The organism is Paraburkholderia sp. EG304 (assembly GCF_046543485.1).
Taxonomy (GTDB): domain Bacteria; phylum Pseudomonadota; class Gammaproteobacteria; order Burkholderiales; family Burkholderiaceae; genus Paraburkholderia; species Paraburkholderia youngii.
In genome coordinates, this window is the sequence record NZ_JBKGUA010000077.1 from 1 (window position 1) to 19674 (window position 19674).

Genomic DNA, 19674 nt, shown 5'->3' on the forward strand with positions numbered 1-19674 from the left:
CCTGGCTCCTTATGCCGAAAGCCAACTGGCTCCTATATGCCGGAAACGAAGTGGCTCCTTTATGCCGAAAACGTCCCGGCTCCTTTATGCCGGAAGCCCGGTGGCCCCTATATGGCGGAAGATGACACGTGGGCAACTGCAGAGGGAAGTCCCACAACACCGGCGGCGCACGTGCAAGCTACTGGTCCCCCTCGGTTACTGGGGTCGAGTCGACAGCCGGAAGTTCACCGCACGTCTGTGCACGCGGCGAGGTACGGTGCCACGACGGTACGCCACTACCACTGGAACTTCAGCGACGGCTGTTGCGCGAATGCGAACAACTGGTGCTCCTTAAGCAGTAACTGGCGACACTGGAAAAGGAGACGCTCGGGAGCCTCCCGAAGCCGAGCGGAAGCGAATCGATCGCCTCAAACGCCTGAGTGGCATTGGGGCCGTTGGTGGCTCGCGACTGGCACTGGAACTGTTCTGGCGGCGGTTTGAGCCTCGTGACAGTGGTGAGAGCCAGGTCGCCAAGGCCATCAGCAATCAAGGCAATCGGAGAGTGCGGGCACTACGGATCGAGACGGCATGGGCGTGGATCCGTTATCATCCAGAGAGCGTCATTGACGTATTGAGTTCTCGCAGCGAACAGCTGGCACGGCCCCCAATCGCCGCGCGCGACGGATAGCAATCGGTGCACTCGCACATTTCGTACGGCGGGAAACTGGTCGAGAGCATGCGCCAAGATGCACCGGCCAGCACCATCCAGCGCAGCGCGTTGAAAATATCGCGAATCACATGTCGGCGCTGCGGCGCGGCTTCGCTCGTCAAGAGTACCGTCACTATCGGAGCGAATTGATGACTGTCCCAGCAACGTCGGCTTTCGATGTGCGCGAGCTCGCTGTACCACGTGCTTCGGCAGCAGATATTGAGATCTTTTTCATCACCTTCGATTTTCGCGCGACGCTCGACTGTCCCGCATTCGCTCCACTCTCGGACGATGAGCGTGAAAAGGTCGCGCGCTTCCGACGCCGCGACGATGCGCTGCGTTGTGCCATCACGCGCGTCGTGCTGCGTCAGTTGCTGGCCGAACGAACAGATTTGAAGGCAAGTGAATTGCGTTTCGAGCTAGACACCGGTGGTCGACCGCGTCTCGATAAGTCGATACAAGGGGGCCCCGGTCGGCAACTCGACTTCAACGTTTCGCATTCTGAGCAGTATGGTCTGGTCGCAATTGCGCGGCGACGGACGGTTGGTGTAGATATCGAATTTGCTCGCAATGACCTCAACTGGAGGAAACTCGCGTCAGCGGTGTTTGCGCCGCGCGACGAAGCACACGTAACCGCATTGCCGATGCACAGACGAACCGACGCATTTTATGACGTATGGACGGCAAAGGAAGCGGTGTTGAAGGCGCGTGGCGTCGGCATCGGAGGAGGCATGACATGGTTTTCTGTCCTTGGCGACGGGCAGCACGAGCCAAGCATCGTAGTTTCCGAGGAGAGTGTGTGCAATCGCGACCTGATTGCGAATCTCGACGCAGTTTGGCTTCGTGCCCTGAACGGTTATGCCGCGTGTGTCGTGTGGTCGCGCGACGCCGCTTGGTGCGATGCGTAGGCACAATGTAGCTTGAGCGTTTCGAGAATTTAACTCCAACCAAAGTTTGCGCTAGCGCGAAGCGAAAGCAGCCGGTCGGCGCATCCGAAATGCATAACCTGTGCAAAAATCATCGTGATCTGATCAAAAGCGCCGTTGCAGAGAAAAGGAATTGGTGAGATTCGGCCCGTTTCCTGAGACCAGAAATACCAAAAATTGAAATTGCCCGTATGGCACGTGCCAACCATGACATGCTAGCAATGGCTGGACTGCCCTTTACACGTCGATGTGTATGTCCAGACTCCCATGTCCCCCCAATACTCTGGAGCCCACATGTCAACGCCATTCGTCTACTTCGACTGGTCAGCCAACATGTTGTAGACATCGGCGGTGATGCGAGTTGTAATGTCGAGGACGGTAGCGGAAATTTTAGCGCACATCCGGCTGCGGACGTATTCTTAGAGTCGCCGGTAAAGACTACCATTGCTGGGTCTCCGTTATAGGCAGTAATCACCCCCCTTTCATTCCTGATGATGTCGGAAGCGCACTTCAAAAAGGTCTTATAAATTTGTGCGCTGAACTCCCATTTCATGGTGTTCACCATGTCGGTCCAAGTCCGCGTAAAGGTCTTTCGCGTGGCTAGAGTTGAGACGCGAATCCTCGGGGTTAGGGATACCAGTACTCTCCAGTGAACGTTTCACCGACCCATTTCTTCAAATCGTCGGTCAGAGCCATTGATATTCCCCACTTGTTTGCCCCCAAGGTAAGTCGAATACTAAGTTGGCCATGGCACGACCCACCTTCGGCTTCGAGATCGATTTCGGGAATATTTAGGAAATCGTTCCAAGGCTGATGATATGCTTGCGGAACGCAGTCGCAGCCGGGCCAAACTTCGCCTCTGTACCGTTCTTTTCGCCGTAGACGTAGCGGATCGTCGTCACGCCGGCCATGTCGCTCGGAAGCTGGACGCCCTCGCCGCGCGGTTCCATCAAGATTGCGCGCTTGCGGCTGAGGCGTCCCATGAATAGGCCAAGCTCGAAACCGACGTTATCGCGCGGGCGCCGACCATTCAGTGACGCGGGCATTGGTGACGTCGTCGCCATGTGCGATCGCCACCGCGAAATCGCACTAAACCAGCTCACGTTCGATATCGTCGCGCGTATGGTTTGCGACCTCGAACACCCCCTGGTTCCATGGCACGGTCAGGAACTTGTCGTGTGCGAACATGGATTGCAGCAGGTGCGAGACATCAAGCGCCTCAGCGCTCGAAATCACGAAAACGCGGATTTTGTCGCACTTCGCGTTTACGATCTGGTTGCGCCCCGATCAGGCGTTTCCAGAGTTCTTTTGCCATCCGGCGTCAGAGGTCTGCAATAGCAGCTGCCGAGCTCGCTCAGTTGCTGTTCCGTGATTTTCGCGACAAGGGCATCCTCTGCCTCACGAACCGTCACAGACCATTTCTGGATCGGCTCAACGGCTGCCATCTCTCCGACCGAATCGCCGGGGAACCGCCGGCGGATCGGCGTAGGGTTGACGACGATGTCGAACGCGCCGGTGATGATGAAATACACGTCGTTGTCGGTGGCGTCCTGCTGGATGATAACGTCGCAAGTCTTGACCTGAATCAGTTCGGCCATGTCGGCCAACTCCGCGGCCAGATCTTTGTCGCCGCCGACGAGCTTCTGGCCCGTGAACGCTTCAACACGCAGGCGTTTGCCCGTTTCCCCAGAAAATCTCTCAATCATTCTTGCTCTCTCCGTGCCGCCTTTGGGAAACAAGCAGCAGCGATATTCTGATGGAGGACAGGCTACAATTCGGTGCCGGCAGCGCCGTCCGTGGGGTGTCTGCGAACGTGAGAAAGCGGAGTCCGGTCGCAGGTCATCTATCCGGTTATTTCGAGATCGAGTTCGTGCCGCATTGTGGTGGCGGCAAGGTCGACAGCGAGCTCGTGCACACGCTTGTGATGACTGATATCGCGACGGGATGGACCGAATGCCTGGTCAGGCCGTGTCGCAGAGGCGCATTCGTTCTGGAGCATATTAGGCAGGTCCGCAGTGCATTGCCGTTTCCCCTGCGCGGTCTAGATTGCGACAACGATAGCGCCTTCATGAACGAGACGGTGTGCTACTTCTGCAAACCAACGGGTATCGAGCTTACTCGGTCGCGTGCATACAAGAAGAACTACGAGGCGTGGGTCTAGCAGAAAAATGGCGCTATCGTTCACCGCTTGGTCGGCTACGGAAGGCGCCGAGGCCTGGAGGGCCACGGAAATCCTTGCCCCCTTTAGCAGGTCTCGCCGCTCTACATCAACTTCTTCCAGGCGTCGTTCAAGCTGAAATCCAAGACCCATCACTGCGCGAAGGTGCCAACGTTCTTTTGGGGCGACATGGGGCCGCCAAGGCGACGGCAGTCTCGCTTGATCCTTATGGGTATGGGGCGCGATCCGTCGCAGCCACCGAATCGAAGAAACGGAGGCACTCGGCTGCTGCGATCGGGATGAAGTTGAGGCTGGCCTCACGCGGCCATGGTAAGTACTGGTCGCGTGACACCTACCCGCTAATGGGTGCGGGTAATTGCAAGGGTGAGGCATCGCTTACAGATACGTAGCGCCTCGACCTCGCGCAGGCTCAGATTGAAGCGGTGATACAGCGTACCGCGGAGCCGATCACCGCGGCCGGGAAGCGCAACCTTGGAAGACAATTGACTCTTCTTCATCCTGCCGATCTAATGGACTCGACCTTCAATTTGACAAAGTCCGCGCCGGGCGATCCAAGGTGCGGCATTACCGGTCTGATGCCGTGCGCTACTATGGTTTTCCAAAATTCGAATAAATGGGCTTCGAATAGGTCCCACGCCCTGCATATGTCACATTGACCCTCGATTCGATTGCGTGAGCGTGCCTGGCGATATCTAGCATAGGGTGACGAATACTTGCGTCGCACGACCATTTCCCCCATTGAAACGGGAGGAAGATTGATAGCCTGCGAGGCCAATCTCACACTCCCCACCCTGAAAATTTACTTTTGGACTAGAAATATACCCCTCATGATAATATCCCCCGCCAAATACCAAACCAGATGCCAACATCACACCTGCCATCGAAATACAAAGAACATATTTTTTGGCCCACATTTCGCACATCCTAGTAAAAATTCAAAGTTAACTGCCCATTAAAAATCACCACGCAAAAGCCCGACAGGCGCCCCCATCTACCGAATTCAAACAAATCGCGACTACGCAAGAACACGCGAAAGACAATCAGAATCCCATATACACCGCCCGATATTACCCTGAACACAATCGTTATATGGAAGGGATGGAGTCTTTGATACGATCTTCTTGCCCGTGCTGGTCGTCATTCCGAAAACGTCTCTGACGTTTGTTAGTAAGATCGGGGCCACGCCATGCGTAGCAATTTTTATTGCGCCGTACTGAACCTTACGTATCTCATCGCTTAGCCGATCCCACCGCGTAGTTCTATTTGAATCTTCGAGACTCAATCGATATGGAGTGAAAGCATCATCGCCTAATGCAGTCGATGCAAAACTCCCTTGGATACTACGAAACCTTACCGCCTCTGATAGCACTGTTGCGTACGATAGCAAGGCCCTTGCCTCCGCTCCGTTTATCGCACTAGTCAAAGAAACATGATTCATTAGGTTCCTATACCCCTTCATCAGTGAATATCTATCGATTGACAAATCTGTTCTATCCGCGCTTACTCCGGCACTCCTTGCCAACGAGAGATAGCTAGAATCTCCTGTCATATTTACCGTGAAATCTGCCAAACGCCGTGGCGCATTCACCTGTACTCTTCCGCTGGCTGTATCCGAAAAATCAGAAAATCGGTAAAATATACGCGCAACGATAAACCCTGCCAGGTACAAATCGGATGGGTTCATCACAAACCTAACATCTGTATTTGAGGATGGGTCATTGGGACCAACTCCAATTATTTCAATGGTAATCCCCTCTACAATATTTGACGCATCGGGCCTTAATTGATACAAAATTTTATTGCCAGGGATATTCGCGAGCGACATCGCATCGCCCATTGCAGTTCTAATTGCACCCAACGATTGAACATATTTTTGCGGGGAACTAAAATCGACCCTGAATTCGGCAGCAAATAAAAATGAACAGGTCGAAAAACACCACGAAATTAAAATGACCTTCATGACTTTTTTCATCAAAACTCCACCGTTATATCGCGTCATCTCAAAACGAAATTCGCGATCCTGATGCCCCTTTGCTTATTAAGCGAAGTTGCCACATATTAAGCACAATCAATTTTATCTAAAAATCGCATAAATGCACTCAAAACTGAGGCGGCCTTTTTCACATAGCGGCGCCAATTATCAATTTGCGCAAATACAGGGGCACGCCGACATTGGATGAGCCTAGCAGCTGGATTACTTACGCATAGCCCCACTCCCACAAGATTAGCCTAACCACATACTCAATTGCTAAATCTATGCCAACAAGCCAACGCCAATAGCAAGTAGAAGCTCGAAAGCCCTTAAAGCCCATTCACCGATAGCATCAACAAACAAACCGGACAATTCCGACAGTTTGTGTCGCTACCGATAGGGGGCGCCGGGAATTCAGACAGTGGTGCAAGTGGAACGACTGGTCCTGTCTGCTGCTATCGTTCGGCAGCGAAAGCAGACAAACCTTTTGAGCGGGGCCACAACGACATGTTCAAAAAATCCATGAAAGAATCAGAGACTCGACATCGGTTACACTCCGGTCGGCGGCCTTTTTATTGGCTTTGACGTGATCGCGGGACTTGCAACTCTGGCATTCTGAGGAGCTTCATGGATGTGACTCTGACTGCGATTCCTCGCTGCGTCCTAACGTAGCGTTCCTTGTGTTCGCTGAGTTCCTCTATCGGTACTTTCACAGCGAAGAGAACAAAGAGCTCTGCTGGCTAAAAACGCGGGAAACCTTCCATTTTTGTCGAGTCGAACTCGAACACTCTGATCTTGGGCTTGTCGACGCTGGAACGCGTGGTTCGGCATGAGAGGAAGGACCGGCGACAATAACCACCGCTATGTGGAAGAGTCAGGAACAGTAGAGACCGCCGGAAAGTGGCGCGGTGCCTTGAAACCGGCAAAGCGGCCTTTTTAGATATGTAACGTCGGCGGTCTCGGAAACAGGAAACGATCCAATAAAATTGGTCGATCGAATTCGTTAGTGGTTAATAAGGTGACGCAGTCTAACGAATTTGTAACCCGTGCAGCCGTACTCGTCACCAATGGCAACCGTCGAACTTGAACCGCAGGTGCTCGCCAGTCGCCTCGGCGTGGCATTTTCTCTGCCTTCCAGAACCGCGCGATCGAATGCATGATCACGATTACGGCGCTGCAAGCGTATTTGTGCCTCGAGCCGCGCGCAGGCGACGCGCGCATCCTCAAACCTTCGCGATGGTACGGCCGCATCCAGGCGATAGCCGAACGAAAGTTGCTTGCCCATCCCGCAGCAGGAATTGAGCTGACGCTGGCAGATTTCTCGCGCCCATGAGACACCGGTTTCCGTCTGTGGCGACGGCGACCGAGGACGAGTTCCTGTTACAGGTATAGGCTGTCCCGCTGAATGCTCCTCATCAAATTCCCGTTGCGCTCACTTCGTTTCGATTCGGTCGACACACAGGCGAGCCGTGCGAAAATGCGCGTGTAGTGCGGCCAGCCAGGCAATCTCCCAGACGATTCAATGGCTTGGGCTAGCAGGGGAGGCATCGCCCCAGCGCTTCGTACAGATAGTGAGACCAGTATGGGGTCGAACGCGAGGTCCACCATGCTCAACCGGTCTAACTGGGTCGGCTTAGCCTTGTGACGTCGTAGGTTGCACAAGTTCGAGACGGCCCGCGATTCCACTGACCGACAGAATTGCCGTTGCGCGATCGCTTTATCGCACGCGCTAACCGCCTCCGGCGAAGCGACGAAATGCCCCGGCGTCACGCCGACCGCGCGCCGGAAATGTCGGCCAAGGTGACTCTGATCGAAAAACCCGACCTCGGTCGCGACCTCACACGGCGGGACGCCGTCGCGCAATAGCCGCTTGGCGTGTTGGATCCGCACCAAACACACATAACGATGCGGCGAGATTCCGACTTCTTTGCGGAACAGCGTCGCGAAGCGCGACACACTCAAGCCCGCCGTCGCCGCGAGCGTCGCAAGACTGACGGGCTGCGCGAATGAGCTTTCGATAAAAGCCACGGCCCGCCTGATCGCACGCGACATCACCACGGTCGTGCCGCTGGCGGTGTAGTCGAAGATTCCAGTCATGTCGTATCCCTTCGGGCCACAAAATCATGCGCGCCGCTCCGACGACACCGATTCGGCAAGGCGGATGCCGTCATCGCGAAGCGCGAGTTGGCCATCAGACGCGCAGCGTGACGGACTGTGCGAGCCCACCAGCCGCAGTAGCGCCGTCCGGCGGTCCGTTCTGGTACTGCTGCAGTTCCGCTTCGCTGCGATGGCACACCACCTGCGCGCCGCTCTCGAGCGTGCGCGCGGCCGGCGGCGTGCGGTTGCAGACCCCATCGATGCGCATCGGACAACGCGCGAGAAACGTGCATAGCTGCGGCTCATTGGCCGGCTCGCCGATCGGCGGCAGCGTCTGATGACAGCGCTCGCCCGCTTCTTCGAGCCAGCCGGCGCGAAGTTCCGGCGCGGACGACACCAGCAGATGTGAATACGGGTGGTACGGCGGCGCCGACAACGCGTCGCGGTTACCCGCCTCGACGCGGTGCCCTGCGTACAGCACGACGATGTCGTCGCTGATCGCGCGCACCTTGGCGATGTCGTGCGTGATGAACAGATACGACACGCCGAGCTTTTTCTGCAGATCGCGCAGCAGTTCGAGAATGGCTGCGCCGACCACCGTATCGAGCGCGGACGTGACTTCGTCGCAAAGGATCAGCTTCGGTTCGGCGGCCAGCGCCCGCGCGAGATTCACGCGCTGTTTTTGCCCGCCCGACAACTCCCCGGTGCGACGTTGCGCCAGTTCGGCAGGCAGGCGCACGAGGCCAAGCAGTTCGGCGACGCGGCGCCGCGCCGCCTCGCCCTTCATGCCATGATAGAACTTCAACGGGCGCGCCAGCGTGCGCTCGACGGTATGGGTCGGGTTGAGCGCCGTGTCGGCGTTCTGGAACACGATCTGGATACAGCGAAACTGTTCGCGGCTGCGACGGTTCAGGTTGGCGGCAAGCGGCTCACCATCGAGCAGCAGCTTGCCGCGCGCCATCGGCACCAGCCCCGCGATCACCTTCGCGAGCGTGGTCTTGCCCGAACCTGATTCGCCGATCACGCCCACCGTCTGGCCACGGCCGATCGCGAGGTCGACGTCGCGCAGAATGACCTTGTGCGGCCAGCCGTGCGCGTCGGTGCCGCCGTAGCCGGCCGTCAGCCCGCGCAGTTCGAGCAGCGGCCCAGCATTGCATTGCGACGCGTCCAGCGCGGCCGCGGTCGATCCAGCGGGAGCGACTGGCGTTACCGCGGCAATCAGGCTCTGCGTATATGGATGGGCCGGCGTATGCAGAATCTGCTCGGTGCGGCCCGTTTCGCGAACCTCACCGTTGCTGAGCACGACGATCCGATCGGCCATCTGCGCGACCACCGCCAGATCGTGCGACACATAGACGGCGGTCATTCCGCATTGCCGGATCACGCCGCGAAACGCTTGCAGCACGTCGATCTGCGTCGTGACGTCGAGCGCCGTGGTCGGCTCGTCGAGGATCACGAGGGCGGGGTCGGTGATCAGCGCCATCGCCGCCATTAGCCGCTGCAACTGGCCGCCCGACACCTGGTGCGGGTAACGCTGGCCGATCTTCTGCGCGTCCGGCAGCGCGAGCGCGCGGAACAGTTCAACCGCTTTTGCCTGCGCGGCGCGCTTGCTGAGCGTGCCGTGAATCAGCGCGCTTTCGATCACCTGGTCCATGATCGAGCGCGCCGGGTTGAACGCGGCCGCCGCGCTTTGCGCGATATAGGCAACCTTGCGGCCACACAATCCCTCGAGCTGTTTCGGCGAGAGTCCGAGCACGTCGGTGTCGCCGACCCGGATCGAGCCGCCCGCGATGCGGCAGCCGCTGCGAGCATGGCCCATCAGCGACAGCGCGATCGTGGTCTTGCCCGAGCCCGATTCGCCGATCAAGGCGAGCACCTCGCCGCGCGCAATCTCGAAGTCGATGTCGTGCACGATCCTGGTATCAGGATCGGAGAGATTGACCGCGAACTGGCGATGCAGCTGGCCGACAACGATCTAGGTCAACGTCTTCTCTCCATTCCGGGTGTCGGTCCTGTCACCGCAAGCGTGCTTGCCGCCGAGATCGGCGACGGCAAGCAGTATGCGAGCAGTCGGGACTTCGCAGCGTCCATTGGACTCGTGCCCCCACAATACAGCACGGGCGGCCGCACGAACCTGCTGGGTATCAGCAAGAGGCGGGACGCGAATATTCGTAGACTCCTCGTTCAATGCGCACGGACCTACATGCACAGGGTTTCCAACAAGGCTGGTCCACTGGCCGAGTGGGTCGTTCGATGCTTGCTAGGCGGCATTCCAACGTGGTCGCTTGTGCACTGGCCAACAAATTCGCGCGTATCGCGTGGGCATTGTCGGCGCACCATGCCTCGTTCACTCTAAACACCACCATGTTGAGGCCTGAGACCTCAATTTGAACCGTCCCACCTGGTTTTGCGACTGTTGAAGCTGATGACATGAACGGCACACCGGCCTGACGGACACCCTGTGGAAAATATCGGCTTACCGCAAAGCCGACGTGCTTTTTAGGACTGTCAGGCGCGAATTCATCGTGGCGCGGGGAGCGATCCCCACAACGACGCCGAATAGATTTACGCAAGCCAACCATGCATCCATTCGCGATCATAGATTATTTCCGTTTTCTGAAGCGCCCCCTGACGGCATACCGCTTTCGTATGTCGGTGAGAAACTCGGGCTGGCCATTGCGGATCTGCATCGCCGTGCCCGTCGCTGTCAGGGTGAGCGAATGATTTGCGCTGCTCCATGTACCACCTTCTTGTGGCATACCATGTACTACATAACTTGCTGGGCAAGTCGAACGACCGGGCCTTGGGTGACCGGTTGCTTGACGGCAGCAGCGAGAAGCTGGACACGTGTCTGCGCCTGGTCGAGCGCGAGGGCGATGTTCATGGACTCGCCGAACTGGGCAACTGACTCATACGGATTGCACGAATCCCATGAAGCCAACCTTTCGCGGCGAGCAAGTGCCGGACGCCATGCAAGACCGTGTGACGAGATCACAGCGCTTACCGACAGGGCATCATTCCATTCGTCCGCGACGAAGGCCGCTAGTTCGCGGGAAATCCCGGACCTAGTTTGTACGTTCCCTGCAACGCAGCACCCTGGTGCTTGATCGGGTTCGCCGCCCCTGGCTCAGACTAAAGTGCTTTTTTCCGTTTCGTGAAGCGACCCCTTCACGCTGTTCCAATTCGGAAAACCCTGACGGCTGAAATCAGCGCTTCCTGAGGCAACATTCCGCCGCCGCCGATTGGGCGCGCGCATCGATCGACCGTAGCATCAATTCATCATGCATTGTCGGGAAAATCATGGCGGGCAACACATCGCTACGCTCTCAGGTCGAAAAACTTGCCTGCTCGACGCGTGACCGGACAGCGAGCGTGCTGCAGGAACGCTCCCGCTCGGGCGAAACGTGCCCTGTGCGCATTCGGATCGAGCGGCCAACTGGGGCGCTTTCCCTCTTCTTTTTGTGGCATGTGTTTCCGCCGGACAGGCGCTGACCGGAGATGGGGATAGGCCGCAAGGCAGCCTGATCGTTCCGCAGCCAAGGGAGACTTGCATGCACGACGACGCTTTGAATACATTACCTCAATATGTGATCGAATTGCGCGCGTGGCTTAGCGACTGGTACGACCATGCGTTCAATGTGGGCTACATCCATCCGCCCTTCACGCTCGACGAAGCGATCGCGGACCGGCTTGAGGGGTACTTCAGGGCGGGCCTGATGCCAGCCGAAGGCGCGATGGCGTTCTTCGGCTCCGTGCATTGAGACGCGAGCGATGAGGTTCGAAGAGTTCGATGCCCGCCTGTCGCACCTGCGAGTCTTGATACCCGCCGGGACGATGGCCTGATCGCCTGGTGGAATGGCGCACGGACAATCTATGCGTGCATTGGCAAGGGCGACGACGGTAGTCACAGCGGATTACACGCACTTGAACTCGACCTTGCCGACGATTGGGGACAACTCCATGACTGGCTCGCCGCATGGATCGACGAGCCGCGCTTCAGTGCACGTCCGGATGTCGATGGTCACGGACGCTGACGCACACGAAGACACCTGCGGTCGCCGCAGTTGCTCCGTTGCCCACTGAGGCGATCGGCAAGAAAACGCCGGGTACCTGGCACCGGTCGATCGCGGCAATCGTCGCAGCGGTCTCGGCGAGCCCGGCAATTCCGTGCTAAAGATGCTTGCTCGCGAAATCGTGTGGGGGTCAACCAGTGAAACATATCGTCGGCCGTTATCGCGGATTCGCTATTGAGGCGCGCATGGAGCCTCGGACGGTCCAGTTGTCTGACGGAATCGCGCCGAGATTCCGCCTCGCTTGGTCGTTGCACACACGGACGTTAAGGCTACGCTGGGACAAGCAGCGTAAATGCGGCTGAATTTGGCAAAGCGAACGTAAACTTTGCAAACCTTCAGAAACGACATGTTCCGGTTCGCGTCGCGTAGGTGAGCGCTGCGCTCCGAATCCTGCGGATTGATCGACCGCCATCGCCACGGTCAGTTGCTTCATCGTTTCTGCATTTTACCGTTGTATGTCCACGCTATAACGCATGGCAATCGGTAGCGGTGGAATTGATCAGCATTGTCTTAAGTTTGAATGCAGCAACTTTGCGGCCTTCGGAAGAGTGTTATCGGGTGCTCCGACCTAGGTCACACATAAGACGGATTTTTGAATATGCGTTTCAAGGGCTTGGATCTCAATCTTCTGGTTGCGCTGGATGCGCTCATGACAGAGCGCAATCTGACGGCCGCGGCCCAATACGTCAATCTGAGCCAGCCTGCCATGAGCGCTGCCGTTGCACGGCTACGTGACTATTTCGGAGATGACCTGTTCGTCATGAGGGGCCGCGAGTTCGTCCCAACAGCGCGGGCGGCGGAACTCGTCGCACCGGTTCGGGAGGCCTTATCGCACATACAGCTTTCCATCATTTCGCGCGACGCGTTCCAGCCCAGCAAATCTCATCGCCGCTTCAAGGTCTGCCTGTCCGATTTTATGACGCTCGTCTATTTCCGGAAGGTCGTCGAACGCGTTGCGCGGGAGGCGCCCTCTGTTAGCTTCGAGTTCGTTTTCCCAGATGATGAACCCGGTGTCCTACTTGGGCGCGGCGAAGTCGATTTTCTGCTCCTGCCGGAGTTGCTGCTGGCAGATACCCATCCCAAGACAGCTCTTTTTGAGGAGAGGCTCGTTTGCGTAGGCTGTCCGACAAATAAACAGCTATCGCACCGCATTGCGCTGGAGAAGTACATGTCGATGGGACACGTAACGGTGAGGTTCGGGCGGGCGCGCAGGCCCTCGATCGAAGAGTTTTTCCTGCTCGATCTCGGTCTGAAAAGGCGCGAGGAGGTTGTCGTGCCCACGTTCAGTGTCGTCCCTTCCATCCTGTCGCGTACCGACCGTATCGCTACGCTCCCCTTGAGATTGGCCGAGCACTTTTCAGAACTAACCCCTCTGCGGATCGCAGAAGTGCCTCTGCCACTTTCTTCATTTACCGAAGCAATTCAATGGCCTTCGCTACACAATGGTGATCCTGCAAGCATCTGGATGCGCGAGATCTTACTCGAGGAGGCGCAAAACTTCGCCTAGACATCAGGTATGGACCTGCCGCACTCAAGGTACGCGGATTAAGCTTGAGGTGGGTTACACGGCGGCTCAAAGCCGCATTGAGGGTATAGGTCATGAACAAGTTTAGCAAGTACGTGGGCTTGGATGTACATCAGGAAACGATTGCCGTGGCGGGTTGCCGACACGGCTGGCGAGGTGCGGTATGTAGGCGAAATCGTGAAAACCCCTGGAGCCATTGCGAAACTAGTTACGCAGCTCAGGCGGAGGCATTGTCAGGTTAGCGAGGTGACCGGTTAGATAGTGCGATGAAGAAATCGAAATCGGTTTATCACGGCCACCGTTTTCCCACCGCAGTGATCAGTTGCGCGGTACGCTGTTATTTCCGCTTTCAGTTGAGCACTTGCGCGATATCGAGGAGTTGCTCTTTGAGCGCGGGGTGACCGTGAGCTAAGAGACGATCCGATGCTGGTGCGAGAAATTCGGCAAGAGCTTGGCGCACAGAGGTGGCGCCGGAATTTCGGACAAGGTCGGTAAGTGGAACGGTCGGGGCCTGAGCTGGTCATAGGGACCAGCAAAAGGAACCCAAAGATGGCAAAAAGAAGCCGCCGGTCGCATAGCCCGGCATTCAAGGCAAAGATAGCGCTGGCAGCCCTAAAGGGCGACAAGACGCTGGCAGAGCTGGCGCAGCAGTACGATGTTCATCCGAACCAGATTACGGACTGGAAGAAGCAACTGCAGGAGCGCGTGTCGGAAGTGTTCGAGACGGGCAAGTCGACGACAGGTGAGCCACCAGTGGACGTCACGGTGCTCCACGCGAAGATTGGCCAGTTGACGCTGGAGAACGATTTTTTAAGCGGAGCGCTCGGCAAGGCGGGGGTGCTGAGCGGAAAGCGATGATCGACCGTGCACACGCGCTACCGATTGCGCAACAGGCGCGACTTGTGGGGATCGCCCGATCAAGCGTCTACTACCAGCCTCAACCGGTCAACGAGACGGAACTGAAACTGATGCGCCGGATCGACGAGCTGCATCTTGAGTTCCCGTTCGCGGGAGCGCGCATGCTGGTACGTCTGCTGCGCCGCGAAGGCATCAAGGTGGGCCGACGGCATGTGGGCACGCTGATGAAACGCATGGGTGTCGAAGCGCTGTACTGCTGGCCGAACACGAGCCGCCGCCACAAGCAGCACAAGATCTGGCCGTATCTGCTGCAGGGAATGAAGATCAACCGCGCCAATCAGGTGTGGGCACTCGACACCAGCTACATTCCGATGGCGCGGGGCTTCGTGTATCTGACGGCTGTGGTGGACTGGGCCAGCCGAAAGGTATTGGCACATCGCGTGGCGATCACGCTGGAAGCGATCCATGCGGTCGAGGCGCTTGAAGAGGCATTCGCGAAATACGGCCAGCCTGAAATCGTCAACACCGACCAGGGCAGTCAGTTCACGGCGACCGCTTTCACCGACGCGGTTCTGGATCGCGGCATCAAACTATCCATGGACGGCAAGGGAGCCTGGCGCGACAACGTGTTCGTCGAACGAGTGTGGCGAAGCGTCAAGTATGAGGAGGTGTATCTGAAGGCATATGAGTCGGTCAGCCACGCCCGGCGCTCAATCGGCGATTACATCAATCTGTACAACCAGAGACGACCTCATTCGAGTCTGGAAGACCGCACGCCGGATGAGGCATACTTCGCGACACTGCCTGCGATCAAATCGGCAGCATGAACGCCCCGGTGGTTCCACTTAAAAATCTCGGGACCCTGCCCGAACAAGCGGCGCCACCTCTCACCGGGTGAAAGCCGCGCGGCGCAAGCCCGGTTCAACCTAGCACCTTGACGAGAGGTGCGTCATACTGCGCGCTGAACCGTATCTGCTACGGCGAGCGCCGCATCGCGCAGATGTCGGGCGGACAGCAGTAGCGCGTCGCGCTCGCACGGGCGATCGTGACGAATCCATCGGTGCTGCTGCTCGACGAGCCGCTCGGCGCGCTCGACAGGAATCTGCGCGAGAACATCCAGACGATGCGAGATGGTGACGCACGACCAGGAAGAAGCGCTGACGATGAGCGTCCGTGTGGTCGTGATGAATCACGGGCGCATCCTGCAATCGGGCACGCCGAACGAAGTGTATGACCGGCCGCGCACTGGCTTCGTCGCGGAGTTTCTCGGCGCGGCCAATATCCTGCCGTTTTCGGTCGTGCGCGCCGAACGCAACTGGCTCGATATTGCGATCCGCGACGCACCCGGCGACGTGCGCTCCGCTGCGACGCCTACGTGTCGCGTCGCGCATGCGCTGAACCGCCCGCTCGCGGCGGGCGCGAGCGGCGAAGTCGCGGTGCGGCCGGAAAAGCTGCGCGTCGGCGACCCGCGTCCCGACGATATCCGCTTCGATGGGGTCGTCGCCGCGCGGTGTTCCGCGGCTCGCAGCACGCGTACCGCATCGATGCGCCCTCGCTCGGGCAGACCGTCAGCGTCTATCAGCAGGCTGCGTGCACAGCGGCCCTCGACGCGGGTCATCCGATGAGTGTGTCGATTGGCCCCGACGATCTTGTCGTTCTCGAATGCGAACCCGGCGAAGGGGACGCCCGATGAGCACGCTCGCCACGCTGCCGCACGCGAGCCACCGCACGCGTCGATGGATATCGCCGTACGCGATGCTGTGCGCGCCGGCGCTCCTCGTGCTGGCGACCTTCTTCGGCATGCCGCTCTACGAAAACGCGATGCGCAGCGTCGGCATCTCGGCGATTCAGGGCACCCATTCCGCCTTCACGTTCGCGTACTACCACAAGCTGTTCACCGATCCGTACTACGTGGGCATCATGATCGAAACGCTGAGGGTCAGCGTGCTGACGACGCTGTGGTGTCTGGTGATCGGCTACCCCGTCGCGTGGTTCATGGCGCGGCGCGCGGCGCGCTTCGCGAGCCCGCTGATGTTCGTGCTCATCATGCCGCTTCTCACGTCGCATCATGCGCACGTTCGGCTGGAACGTGCTGCGCGCGCGCCACGGCCTCATCAACGACACGCTGCTCGCGCTGGGGATCATCGTGTGCACGTGATGGTGTCGTTCATGGTGCTGTCGATCATCCCGGTGCTGCGCTCGGCCGATCAGCGTCTGGAAGAGTCGGCGCGCGTGCTCGGCGCCGGCGCGTTACGCGCGTTCGTGGTGGTGACGCTGCCGCTGTCGGTCGAGGGGATCATCACCGGGTGTCTGACCGTTTTCATGATCGTCAACGGCAGTTTCATCTGTGCGCTACTGCTGGGCGGCGGCGTGACGCTGCCGCTTCTGATCTTCCAGCAGTTCAGCCAGTCGCAGGACATGGGACTCGCGAGCGCGACGGGCAATCTGCTGCCGATCATCGTGCTGATCTGCCTGTATGCGCAGGGACGATTGATCGGCCGGGGCAAGGCGGCAGGTCGATGAGGACGCTCACCTAGCTCCCGACTGTTCGAAAAGCTCGGCAACGGCGCGCTGGCGCTGTATATCGCGCTATTCGTCGTGTTCCTGCTGGCGCCGATCGTGATCGTCGTGCTGGCGTCGTTCACACTGGCGAATCGGTCGCGGTGCCGGTCGGCGGACTGTCGCTACGCTGGTATCGGCGTTTCATCGAATACAAGCCGTTCACCGATTCGCTGATCGCGAGCCTGCTGCTGGCCGGCGCATCGACCGCGCTCGCGATCATGCTCGCGGTGCCGGCCGCCCTCGGGCTTGCGAACACGCGCTCACGCATCGGTCATGCGGCGACGCCGGTCCTGCTGTCGCCGATCGCGGTGCCGCCGCTGGTGGTCGGGCTGTCGTCGCTGTACTACCTGTCGGAGTTCGGCATCGGCAATTCGTTCGCCGCGTTGCTGATCACGCACACGTGAGTGTCAGTGCCGTATGTACTGCGCACGACGATCGCCGCATGCAAGAACCTGAACCCCGGTTTCGGCGAAGCGGCGTCGGTGCTGAGCGCAAGCATCTGGCGACGCTTCTGGCACGTGACCTTGCCGCTGATCTCGCCGGGTGTCTTCGCCGGCGCGCTGTTCTCGGTGCTGATTTCGCTCGACAACCTCGGCGTGTCCTACTTTTTCGGCAGCGCCAACACAACGACGCTGCCTGTCGTCATGCTGTCGTATTTGCAAAACCAGTTCGATCCTTCCATCGCCGCGATCAGTACGTGCAGATGCTGATACCAATCGTGTTTCTCCTGGCGGTCGAGAAGATCTACGGCTTACGGTCGATGAACCGCTAGGCGTGCGCGCAGTGACGTGCGACCTTCTCGTTGCTTCGGCCGCCCGACCTGAGCAATCAGGTCTCGCTAACTGGTGCTAACCACGTGCATCCCGGCGCGACTGCAACCCGGCTTGGTGATCTTTTTGTCAGCTGGGTCTTGCGGCGAAGCCCGAACATGGTGGTATGGGGGTCTTGACCGTTAGTTGCACTATTGACAGAAAGGACAATCAATGAGAATGGGCAAAGCGATGTGGTTCCGCGCGCCACCAATCGCCCTGACTGACCGACGCACCCGACGGAGGCGACACCATGCGATTGCGCCGCATCCCCGCGCGACGTTCTCCCATGCATGGCAGAGGACTGTTCGCGCTGCAACCGCTCGCCGCGAGCTACAGGGTCATCGAGTACAAGGGGGAATTGACCAGTTGGCCGCGCACCGCCCTTCGTCAACGCTCTGAGACTGGGCACATGTTCGCGTTCGGTCTGTAGGCGTGTGATCGACGGCAACCGGGGTGGCAACAGCGCCCGCTTTCTGAATCACACCTGCTCCGCCAACTTCAACGTCGACAGTGATGCCACGTTGCCGTTGGTTGTACTCAGGCCGGCGGACAGCGAATTGGCCCCGCTCTGTGCGGTACAGTGATGAAATGGGTTATGTCAGACAAATCAACGGTCGGAAGCCACCCGTGAACCGTACTCATATCTGGTCGTGCCCCGCTGCGGGCCGGCTTTCGGTGGAGCGCTCCTGTGTCGGCGCACTGAACGTTCACTGTCACTTCTCGGAGTGTGCGGCGGACGCGGCCTTTCTCGTCTCCGAAAAGGGTGCAATTGAGTAAGCCAGCGCAGGAGCATTTGCAATGATGGCGCCCGGCGACCTCGCACGGCGGCGCGACGTCGTGTCGCTCGTCGAGGTCAGCAGCGCGCCCCGCTTCCGGGACGCGATTCGCCGCGCCCGCACGGGCCAACTGGCGGAAATAATGGTGGCGTTCCGCGCGAAAAATGGCGGCAGGGTGCCGTTTCAGGCGAAGGTGTTTCGGGCCGTCGACTCGCACAAACTTTGGATAGTCGGGCTTGACCTGTCGAAAACGGACAAGCTGGCTAAGTACGAGCCGCAGGGCGCGGTGGCCGAGCATGAAGCCTTGGCGGCGGCGTACCGGAACGGCGAGTTCATGGTGTACTACCAACCCTTGGTGAGCCCCGACGGCGAGCTTAAGGGTTGCGAGGCGCTAATGCGGTGGCGGCAGCCCAGCGGCACCTTTGTTTCGCCGGTAGACTTCGTTCCAGTGGCTGAGCGCAGTGGCTTTATCATTGAGTTGGGTTCGTTCACGTTACGCGAAGCACTCGCGCAGTTGCAGCAATTCGAAAAGGCAGGGCTGGACAAACTCTTCATGAGCGTGAACGTCAGTCCACGCCAGCTCGAGCACGATGATGTCGAAGACATCCTCGCGCGCGCTCGCCGAAACGGGTGTGCATCCCGGGCGGCTCTCACTGGAATTGACTGAAGGCGCGATGGTGCTAGATGTCGAGGAGACCCAGCGTATTCTGCACCGGATTGTGGCCACGGGGGTCGCATCTCGTTGGATGGCTACGGCACCGGCTTTGCGAACATGACCTACCTGACGTCCTTCCCAATATCGACGGTCAAGCTGGACCGTTCGTTCGTCCAGGCAATTGAGGTCGACCAGACTTCGCGAGTCGTGGTCAAAACGTTGGTCGGAGCGGCCAAGACACTCAACCTTCGTCTGGTTGCTGAAGGCGTTGAGACCGCCTCGGTGGCGCACGCTTTGAAGGACATGGGCATCGACTACTTGCAGGCTACCTCTATGGCAAAGCCATGCCCGCAGCGGCCCTAATTGCTCGCTTCAGAGCACTTGCGTCTCCATTCAGTTGTGAATCGGGCACAGCGGCAGTTAATTTAGGCAGTATGACTTTCCGTGATGTGGTGGCTGGCCCGCCGTGAGAAACCAGACGCGGGTTAGCATTGCTGCCAGAGCCGCATGGTGTGCACGAGGGCGACACCCGGCGATTTCCAGCACGGAGG

14 protein-coding genes and 7 pseudogenes are annotated in these 19674 nt (G+C 58.7%); 14 read left to right on the plus strand and 7 right to left on the minus strand.

What is annotated here, in order from left to right:
• Nucleotides 1-585: 585 nt before the first annotated feature.
• Nucleotides 586-810 (minus strand): hypothetical protein, encoded by a 225-nt coding sequence (locus ACLFKU_RS39090; protein ID WP_410852764.1) that lies wholly within the window; start codon nucleotides 808-810, stop codon nucleotides 586-588.
• Nucleotides 811-837: 27 nt separating this feature from the next.
• On the opposite strand from ACLFKU_RS39090, the gene ACLFKU_RS39095 reads away from it, so the two are divergent.
• On the plus strand, nucleotides 838-1596 hold the full coding sequence (locus ACLFKU_RS39095) for a 4'-phosphopantetheinyl transferase family protein (RefSeq protein WP_026228739.1): 759 nt from the start codon (nucleotides 838-840) through the stop codon (nucleotides 1594-1596).
• A gap of 809 nt (nucleotides 1597-2405) precedes the next feature.
• Here the strand turns inward: ACLFKU_RS39095 and pycTIR are convergent.
• From pycTIR to ACLFKU_RS39110, 3 genes and pseudogenes are all read right to left on the minus strand, one after another.
• Nucleotides 2406-3320, minus strand: a pseudogene (gene pycTIR / locus ACLFKU_RS39100) (Pycsar phage resistance system effector protein PycTIR).
• Nucleotides 3321-4485: 1165 nt separating this feature from the next.
• Complete coding sequence (locus ACLFKU_RS39105) at nucleotides 4486-4707, minus strand: hypothetical protein (protein WP_410852765.1); 222 nt, start codon at nucleotides 4705-4707, stop codon at nucleotides 4486-4488.
• Nucleotides 4708-4808: 101 nt separating this feature from the next.
• The gene (locus ACLFKU_RS39110; RefSeq protein ID WP_410852766.1) at nucleotides 4809-5765 is read right to left on the minus strand and encodes a ribosome-inactivating family protein; all 957 of its coding nucleotides are present in this window, start codon (nucleotides 5763-5765) and stop codon (nucleotides 4809-4811) included.
• Between the two features lie 1067 nt (nucleotides 5766-6832).
• On the opposite strand from ACLFKU_RS39110, the pseudogene ACLFKU_RS39115 reads away from it, so the two are divergent.
• A pseudogene (locus tag ACLFKU_RS39115) lies at nucleotides 6833-7098 on the plus strand (DUF1488 family protein).
• A gap of 407 nt (nucleotides 7099-7505) precedes the next feature.
• On the opposite strand, the pseudogene ACLFKU_RS39120 reads toward ACLFKU_RS39115, so the two are convergent.
• Nucleotides 7506-7862: pseudogene (locus ACLFKU_RS39120) on the minus strand (helix-turn-helix domain-containing protein); the annotation flags it as partial.
• Nucleotides 7863-7956: 94 nt separating this feature from the next.
• A complete protein-coding gene (locus tag ACLFKU_RS39125) occupies nucleotides 7957-9837 on the minus strand; it encodes an ABC transporter ATP-binding protein (RefSeq protein ID WP_410852775.1) in 1881 nt (626 codons plus the stop codon).
• On the opposite strand from ACLFKU_RS39125, the pseudogene ACLFKU_RS39130 reads away from it, so the two are divergent.
• The 6 genes and pseudogenes from ACLFKU_RS39130 to ACLFKU_RS39155 form a co-directional block, all read left to right on the plus strand.
• Nucleotides 9787-10253, plus strand: a pseudogene (locus tag ACLFKU_RS39130) (IS110 family transposase); the annotation flags it as partial. The gene ACLFKU_RS39125 and the pseudogene ACLFKU_RS39130 sit on opposite strands and share 51 nt — an antisense overlap.
• Before the next feature lie 385 nt (nucleotides 10254-10638).
• Nucleotides 10639-10770 carry a hypothetical protein gene (locus ACLFKU_RS39135; RefSeq protein ID WP_410842613.1) on the plus strand — a complete coding sequence of 44 codons (132 nt, stop codon included), beginning with the start codon at nucleotides 10639-10641 and terminating at the stop codon, nucleotides 10768-10770.
• Nucleotides 10771-11413: 643 nt separating this feature from the next.
• A complete protein-coding gene (locus ACLFKU_RS39140; RefSeq protein WP_410852767.1) occupies nucleotides 11414-11623 on the plus strand; it encodes a hypothetical protein in 210 nt (69 codons plus the stop codon).
• 910 nt (nucleotides 11624-12533) lie between these two features.
• Complete coding sequence (locus ACLFKU_RS39145; RefSeq protein WP_410852768.1) at nucleotides 12534-13442, plus strand: LysR family transcriptional regulator; 909 nt, start codon at nucleotides 12534-12536, stop codon at nucleotides 13440-13442.
• A 284-nt stretch (nucleotides 13443-13726) separates the two neighbouring features.
• Nucleotides 13727-13869 (plus strand): annotated as a pseudogene (locus ACLFKU_RS39150) (IS6 family transposase); the annotation flags it as partial.
• A gap of 140 nt (nucleotides 13870-14009) precedes the next feature.
• Nucleotides 14010-15145 (plus strand): IS3 family transposase gene (locus tag ACLFKU_RS39155; protein WP_410852769.1). Its coding sequence is split into 2 segments (ribosomal slippage): nucleotides 14010-14274 and nucleotides 14274-15145, totalling 1137 coding nucleotides; the frame shifts between segments, so codons are not numbered across the junction.
• Nucleotides 15146-15293: 148 nt separating this feature from the next.
• Here ACLFKU_RS39155 and ACLFKU_RS39160 read toward each other — a convergent pair.
• On the minus strand, nucleotides 15294-15434 hold the full coding sequence (locus ACLFKU_RS39160) for a hypothetical protein (RefSeq protein WP_410852770.1): 141 nt from the start codon (nucleotides 15432-15434) through the stop codon (nucleotides 15294-15296).
• Between the two features lie 14 nt (nucleotides 15435-15448).
• Here ACLFKU_RS39160 and ACLFKU_RS39165 point away from each other — a divergent pair, with 14 nt between their 5' ends.
• The 6 genes and pseudogenes from ACLFKU_RS39165 to ACLFKU_RS39190 all read left to right on the plus strand — a co-directional run bounded on the left by ACLFKU_RS39165 (nucleotide 15449) and on the right by ACLFKU_RS39190 (nucleotide 19486).
• On the plus strand, nucleotides 15449-15943 hold the full coding sequence (locus ACLFKU_RS39165) for a hypothetical protein (protein ID WP_410852771.1): 495 nt from the start codon (nucleotides 15449-15451) through the stop codon (nucleotides 15941-15943).
• A 64-nt stretch (nucleotides 15944-16007) separates the two neighbouring features.
• On the plus strand, nucleotides 16008-16841 hold the full coding sequence (locus ACLFKU_RS39170) for an ABC transporter permease (protein WP_410852772.1): 834 nt from the start codon (nucleotides 16008-16010) through the stop codon (nucleotides 16839-16841).
• Nucleotides 16842-16981: 140 nt separating this feature from the next.
• Nucleotides 16982-17284, plus strand: coding sequence for an ABC transporter permease (locus tag ACLFKU_RS39175; protein WP_410852773.1), 303 nt, complete (start codon nucleotides 16982-16984; stop codon nucleotides 17282-17284).
• Between the two features lie 6 nt (nucleotides 17285-17290).
• Nucleotides 17291-17590, plus strand: a complete 300-nt coding sequence (locus ACLFKU_RS39180) for an ABC transporter permease (RefSeq protein ID WP_410852774.1) — start codon at nucleotides 17291-17293, stop codon at nucleotides 17588-17590.
• A gap of 352 nt (nucleotides 17591-17942) precedes the next feature.
• Nucleotides 17943-18189 (plus strand): annotated as a pseudogene (locus ACLFKU_RS39185) (SET domain-containing protein-lysine N-methyltransferase); the annotation flags it as partial.
• 421 nt (nucleotides 18190-18610) lie between these two features.
• Nucleotides 18611-19486: pseudogene (locus ACLFKU_RS39190) on the plus strand (EAL domain-containing protein).
• The last annotated feature ends 188 nt before the right edge of the window (nucleotides 19487-19674 follow it).

Excerpts from the sequence above, each read along its gene's own strand:
- ACLFKU_RS39165 (WP_410852771.1), top strand. The coding sequence starts at position 15,449 with ATGGTGACGCACGACCAGGAAGAAGCGCTGACGATGAGCGTCCGTGTG.
- ACLFKU_RS39170 (WP_410852772.1), top strand. The coding sequence starts at position 16,008 with ATGAGCACGCTCGCCACGCTGCCGCACGCGAGCCACCGCACGCGTCGA.
- ACLFKU_RS39095 (WP_026228739.1), top strand. The coding sequence starts at position 838 with ATGACTGTCCCAGCAACGTCGGCTTTCGATGTGCGCGAGCTCGCTGTA.
- ACLFKU_RS39110 (WP_410852766.1), bottom strand. The coding sequence starts at position 5,765 with ATGAAAAAAGTCATGAAGGTCATTTTAATTTCGTGGTGTTTTTCGACC.
- ACLFKU_RS39160 (WP_410852770.1), bottom strand. The coding sequence starts at position 15,434 with ATGTTCTCGCGCAGATTCCTGTCGAGCGCGCCGAGCGGCTCGTCGAGC.
- ACLFKU_RS39145 (WP_410852768.1), top strand. The coding sequence starts at position 12,534 with ATGCGTTTCAAGGGCTTGGATCTCAATCTTCTGGTTGCGCTGGATGCG.
- ACLFKU_RS39105 (WP_410852765.1), bottom strand. The coding sequence starts at position 4,707 with ATGTGGGCCAAAAAATATGTTCTTTGTATTTCGATGGCAGGTGTGATG.
- ACLFKU_RS39140 (WP_410852767.1), top strand. The coding sequence starts at position 11,414 with ATGCACGACGACGCTTTGAATACATTACCTCAATATGTGATCGAATTG.